General features: G+C 66.8%; 1 pseudogene. It reads right to left on the bottom strand.

From position 1 onward, the window contains the following. Positions 1-60: 60 nt before the first annotated feature. A pseudogene (locus SB786_RS37700) lies at positions 61-235 on the bottom strand (ABC transporter permease); the annotation flags it as partial.

The raw sequence follows: 235 nt of genomic DNA, 5'->3' as shown, positions 1-235 counted from the left end.
GGAAGCCCGTGCCGCGCGCCAGTGGCTGCGCGCGGTGTGTTGGCGATGGGGGTGAAAGGTCTAGTCGTGCGACGTTTCGCTGGCATGCCAGCCGCCCAGGGCGACGCGTGTGAGCCACGCCATCAGCACGAAGAGCGCGACGCCGGTGAGCGAAATCAGCAGCAGCGCAGCAAACATGCGCGGGATGTTGAGCTGAAAGCCTGCCTGCAGGATCTGGTACGCCAGCCCTGCACCC

Origin of the sequence: Burkholderia sp. SIMBA_062, from assembly GCF_046534765.1 — a bacterium.
Taxonomy (GTDB): domain Bacteria; phylum Pseudomonadota; class Gammaproteobacteria; order Burkholderiales; family Burkholderiaceae; genus Burkholderia; species Burkholderia ambifaria.
The sequence above is the reverse complement of the archived record's forward strand: the minus strand, read 5'-3'. Positions and strand labels throughout refer to the sequence as shown.